3 protein-coding genes are annotated in these 5,011 nt (G+C 68.3%); 2 read left to right on the top strand and 1 reads right to left on the bottom strand.

Annotated features, from left to right (window positions below; translation table 11 throughout):
* A partial coding sequence (locus tag VFQ05_17020) for a pitrilysin family protein (GenBank protein HET9328472.1) occupies positions 1-2,559 on the top strand: 2,559 nt, incomplete at its 5' end.
* 7 nt (positions 2,560-2,566) lie between these two features.
* A complete protein-coding gene (locus tag VFQ05_17015; protein HET9328471.1) occupies positions 2,567-3,373 on the top strand; it encodes a cyclase family protein in 807 nt (268 codons plus the stop codon).
* Positions 3,374-3,383: 10 nt separating this feature from the next.
* Here the strand turns inward: VFQ05_17015 and VFQ05_17010 are convergent.
* Positions 3,384-5,011, bottom strand: a 1,628-nt coding sequence (locus tag VFQ05_17010) for a hypothetical protein (GenBank protein HET9328470.1), incomplete at its 5' end; no start/stop codon positions are given.

The following is a 5,011-nucleotide window of genomic DNA, read 5'->3' as shown; positions in this document are numbered from 1 at the left end:
TCGCGCCATGAAGGCTACGGCGAGACCGGCATGGCGCATCTGCTCGAGCACATGGTGTTCAAGGGCAGCAAGAAGCACACGAACATCACGCAGGAGCTGGCTGCTCACGGCACGCGGCCCAACGGCACGACCTGGGTCGATCGCACCAATTACTTCGAGACCTTTGCCGCCACCGAGGAGAACCTCGACTGGGCTCTCGATCTCGAAGCGGATCGCATGGTGAACTCGTTCATCGCCAAGAAGGACCTCGAGACCGAGTTCAGCGTGGTGCGCAACGAGTTCGAGATCGGCGAGAACTCACCGCAGCGCGTGCTGCTCGAGCGCATGATGTCCACCGCCTACCTGTGGCACAACTACGGCAAGTCGACCATCGGCTCGCGCGAAGACATCGAGCGGGTGCCGATCGAGAATCTGCAGGCCTTCTATCGCACCTGGTACCAGCCCGACAACGCCATCCTGGTGGTGGCCGGCAAGTTCGACGAGGCCCGCACGCTGGGCAAGATCGCGACCCTGTTCGGCGCCATCCCGCGGCCGAAGCGCACGCTGCCTTCGACCTGGACCGTCGAGCCGGCGCAGGACGGCGAGCGCTCGGTCACGCTGCGACGCGTGGGCGACACTCAGGTCGTCGCGGCGCTCTACCACGTCCCCGCCGGCTCGCATCCCGACTTCCCGGCCGTGGACCTGCTTTCGTTCATCCTTGGCGACTCGCCTTCGGGCCGGCTTCACAAGGCGCTGGTCGAGGCCAAGAAGGCGTCCTCCGTGGGAAGCTTTGCGTTCCGCTTCCACGATCCCGGCGTGCTCGTGGCGAATGCCGAGCTGCGCACCGAGCAGTCGGTCGACGAGGCGCGCGCCACGATGCTCAAGGTCCTGCAGGATGCGGCGGCGCAGCCTCCCACCGCCGACGAGGTGAAGCGGGCGCGCGACAGCCGTCTCAAGGACTGGGAGACCGTCATGCGGAACTCGGAGCGCGCGGCGCTCCAGCTCTCCGAATGGGCCGCGGCGGGGGACTGGCGTTTGATGTTCATCCACCGCGATCGCCTCGAGAAGGTCACGCCCGAGGACGTCCACCGCGCAGCGCAGACGTACCTCAAGCCGGAGAACCGCACGCTGGGCACCTACCTGCCGACCAAGGCGACCCAGCGCGCGCCCATTCCCGCAAGTCCCGACGTGATGGCGCTGGTCCAGGATTACAAGGGACGCGAAGCGCTCGCGGCGGGCGAGGCGTTCGATCCCAAGCCGGCGGCGATCGAGTCGCGCGTGGTGCGCTCGAAGATCGAGCCGGGGATCAGCCTGGTGGTGGTGCCCAAGAAGACCCGCGGCGCGCTGGCGAACGTCAGCATGGTCTTCCGCTTCGGCGACGAAGCCTCGCTGCAAGGCAAGGCCGTCGCGGGAGAGCTGGCGGCCAGCATGCTGATGCGGGGGACCACCAAGCGCAGCCGGCAGCAGATCCGTGACGAAGCCGACCGTCTGAAGGCGCAGCTCTCGGTGTCCGGCGGACCCACGGCGGCGAGCGTCACGCTCGAGACCACGCGTGAGAACCTGGCCGACGCGCTGCGGCTCGCCGCCGAGGTCCTGCGCCAGCCGGCGTTCCCCGAGACCGAGCTCGAGCAGCTGCGCCAGGAGAACATCACGTCGTTCGAGAACGCGAAGAGCGATCCGGGGCAGAAGGCGTTCACCGCGCTGCGCAAGCACCTCTATCCCTACCCCGCCACCGATCCTCGTGCGGCGCTCAGCCCCGACGAGCGCATTCCCCTGTACAAGGCCGCCAAGCTCGCCGACGTGCGGGCGTTCCATCAGGAGTTCTACGGCGCCTCGTCGGCGCAGATCGCCGTGGTCGGCGATTGCGATGCGGCCGAGGTGAAGAAGCTGGTGCAGGAGCTGTTCGGTGGCTGGACCAACAAGAAGCCGTTCGCGCGCCTGGCCACCAAGTCCGAGGACCGGCCGCCGCTTCGCGACGCCATCGCGGCGCCCGACAAGGAGAGCGCGACGTTCGCGGGGGGACTTCGCATCGCCATGCGGGACGACCACGCCGATTATCCGGGGATGGTGCTCGGGAATTACATGACCGGCGCCAGCGGGCTCAACTCTCGGCTCGCAATGCGACTGCGTCAGAAGGACGGTATCTGCTACGGCGTGGGCTCGAGCTACAGCGCCAGCGCCTTCGACCAGGACGCCCAGTTCAGCTCCCAAGGCATCTACGCGCCGCAGAACCGCGAGAAGTTCACGACCGGCTATATCGAAGAGATCACCAAGGTCCTCGACAAGGGCTTCACTCCCGAAGAGATCGCCGAGGCGAAGAAAGGCCTGCTCCAGAGACGCGAGCTCTCGCGGTCTCTCGATCGCGAGCTGGCCCAGGCGCTCGTGATTCGTGAGTACGAGGGGCGAACGCTGTCGTGGGACGAAACGCTCGAGAAGAGGATCGAGGCGCTGACGCCCGATCAGATCCTCAAGGCGATGAAGGCCCACGTGGACCCGGCCAAGATCTCGTACATCCAGGCCGGAGACTGGGACAAGGCGAAGGCGGATCCCAAGAGCGCCTCTTCCGCGCCGGGTCCGTAAGGAGCCCATGTCGCGACTCGGGATGGCCATGATCGGCGTGGCGCTGCTCGCCACGCCGGTCCGGCCCGCCGCGGCTCAGCCGCTCGATCTTCGCGGCTACGAGATCGTCGATCTCACGCATCCGCTCAACGAGAAGACGCTGTTCTGGCCAACCTCGCCGTCGGGCTTCAAGCTCGACCGGCTGTCCCACGGGGTCGTTCCCGGTGGCTGGTTCTACGCGGCGAATTCCTTCTGCACTCCGGAGCACGGCGGCACGCATCTCGATGCGCCGATCCATTTCGACTCGGCGGGCGTGACCATGGAGAAGATTCCGCTCGACCGGCTGGTGGCGCCGGCCGTGGTCATCGATGTCTCCGACGCCGCGGCCAAAGACCCGGATTACCGCCTGACCGTCGCCGACATCCAGCGCTTCGAGAAGCAGCACGGCCGGATCCCCGCCGGCGCGATCGTTCTGCTGCGCACGGGATGGGAGAAGCGCTGGCCGGATCGGAAAGCGTACTTCGGCGACGACACGCCGAACGACGCCTCCAAGCTCCACTTCCCGAGCTACGGCGCGGAAGCGGCGCGACGGTTGGTCGAGGAGCGCGGCGTGGGCGCGATCGGTCTCGACACGCCTTCGATCGACTACGGACAGTCGAAGGACTTCATCGTCCACCGCATCGCCGCGGCGCGAAACGTCGCGGGCCTCGAGAACCTGCGCGGCCTGTCCGCGCTGCCGCCGACCGGCGCCACGGTGTTCGCGCTGCCCACCAAGATCGAAGGCGGCTCGGGCGGACCGGTGCGAGCGATCGCGCTGGTGCCGCGGAAGCGCTGAGGTCGCGCTCTCAGCGCGGCGACCAGCCGTTCACCGTGTCTGGAGCGGACCAGACCTTCGGGTAGTAGGTGAGGTGGCGGCGTATCGTCGCCATCTCGGGTCCGCCGGGAGAGTACGTGCGCAGCTTCGCGACGGCCCGCTCCAGCTCCGCACGATCGCCCAATCTCCATGCCGCCCCGGCGAGGCCGAGCCAGCCGAGCGGATCTTCCGGCTCCCGATCGAGCAGCTGGCGGTAGACCTGCGCGGCGGTGCGGTCGTCGTCGCCCATGGTCGCCGCGAGCGCCCAGGTGAGGAGCACGCGGCGATGCGGCGCATCGGCGGCGGCATGCGCGGCGGCATCCGCGGCTTCGGTCCAGTTCTGGAGCCGTATGTTGCGCGAAGTCAGGAAGTCCCACCCGAGCGCGCGCTCGGCAGGCGACGGTCCGGGAGGCCCGAGGAGATACGAGCGCACGCGCGCGAGACCGCGCTGCTCATTGCGGTTGATGGCCAGCCACTGAACCGCAGACATCGTGACCAGCGCCAACGCGGACACCGCGAGCCAGGTGCGGCTCGGCGCCGCGACCACGGTCTCGACGACCAGCCAGGCGACGAGCATCGAGAGCGCTGTAGCGGCCGGCGCGAACACGTCCCAGTCGCGAAAGACTCCCTGCTGCGGCGCGATCAGCAGCAAGGCCGGCATGAACGAGAGCGCTGAGACGAGGAGGACCCGCCCGTCCCTCCTGGTCCACGTTCCGCCACCGCGAACCACGAGCAGCAGCGGGATCGCGATGGCCAGCGGCGAAAGCGCGATCACGAGGTTCATGAGGTCGAGAAAGCGCGGTAACGACAGCCCCGCCCGGTGATGCGTGAGGTCGTAGCCGGCGGCGATCGCGAGAATCCTGGGGATCGCGAAGATCCCGGCGCTCAGCGCGACCACGATCCCCACGACGCTGGCGGGCCGGCGCCACGCACCGGACCATGCGACGACCAACAGCCACACCGGAATCAACATCACGCTCGAGCGATGGAGCAGCAGCGCCGCGGCCATCACCAGGCCGCAAGGCAGCAGGCTCGAGCGTTTCTCGATGGCCCGGATTCCGAACGTCGACAAAGCCACCGTGGCCAGGCACAGCTCGCTGGCCGGCTTGCCGAGCCCGGTGAACATCGTGAGGTATCCGCCGAAGAACACGATGCCCGCCGCGAGCGCGGCGAAGACTCCGGACAGCCGCAGCGCCCGCGCGAAGGCGACGGAGAGGACGGCGAGGAGCCCGGCTTCGATGGCGCCCAGGACGCGAAGCGCGAGGGTCGCGGACTCCGCGGAGCCGCGACCCCATGCCAGCAACGGGCCGTGGAGCCAGAGGTCCAGCGGAAGCGCATGGACGTAGCTGGTCCGCAGGGATCCCGACTCCACGTTTCCCATCCGGATCAGGAAGTCGCCCACGAACCACACCCGATCCGGCATCAGCCAAACCAGTGCCGTGCCGAGCAGCCACACCACCGCATACGCTCGGCGCGAATGCGCGAGCCGGTCGCCGGCCTTCTCGAGCGCAGGAACGCCGCGCCTCGCGACAGCAGGAACCAGCGCGAGCGCCGCCAGACCCCACAAACCCCAGCCGGAGATCGGATCGAGGAAGCGCTGGACGTTGAGCCCCCACCCCG

The sequence above is a fragment of the Candidatus Eisenbacteria bacterium genome (assembly GCA_035712145.1).
Taxonomy (GTDB): domain Bacteria; phylum Eisenbacteria; class RBG-16-71-46; order RBG-16-71-46; family RBG-16-71-46; genus DASTBI01.
The sequence above is the reverse complement of the archived record's forward strand: the minus strand, read 5'-3'. Positions and strand labels throughout refer to the sequence as shown.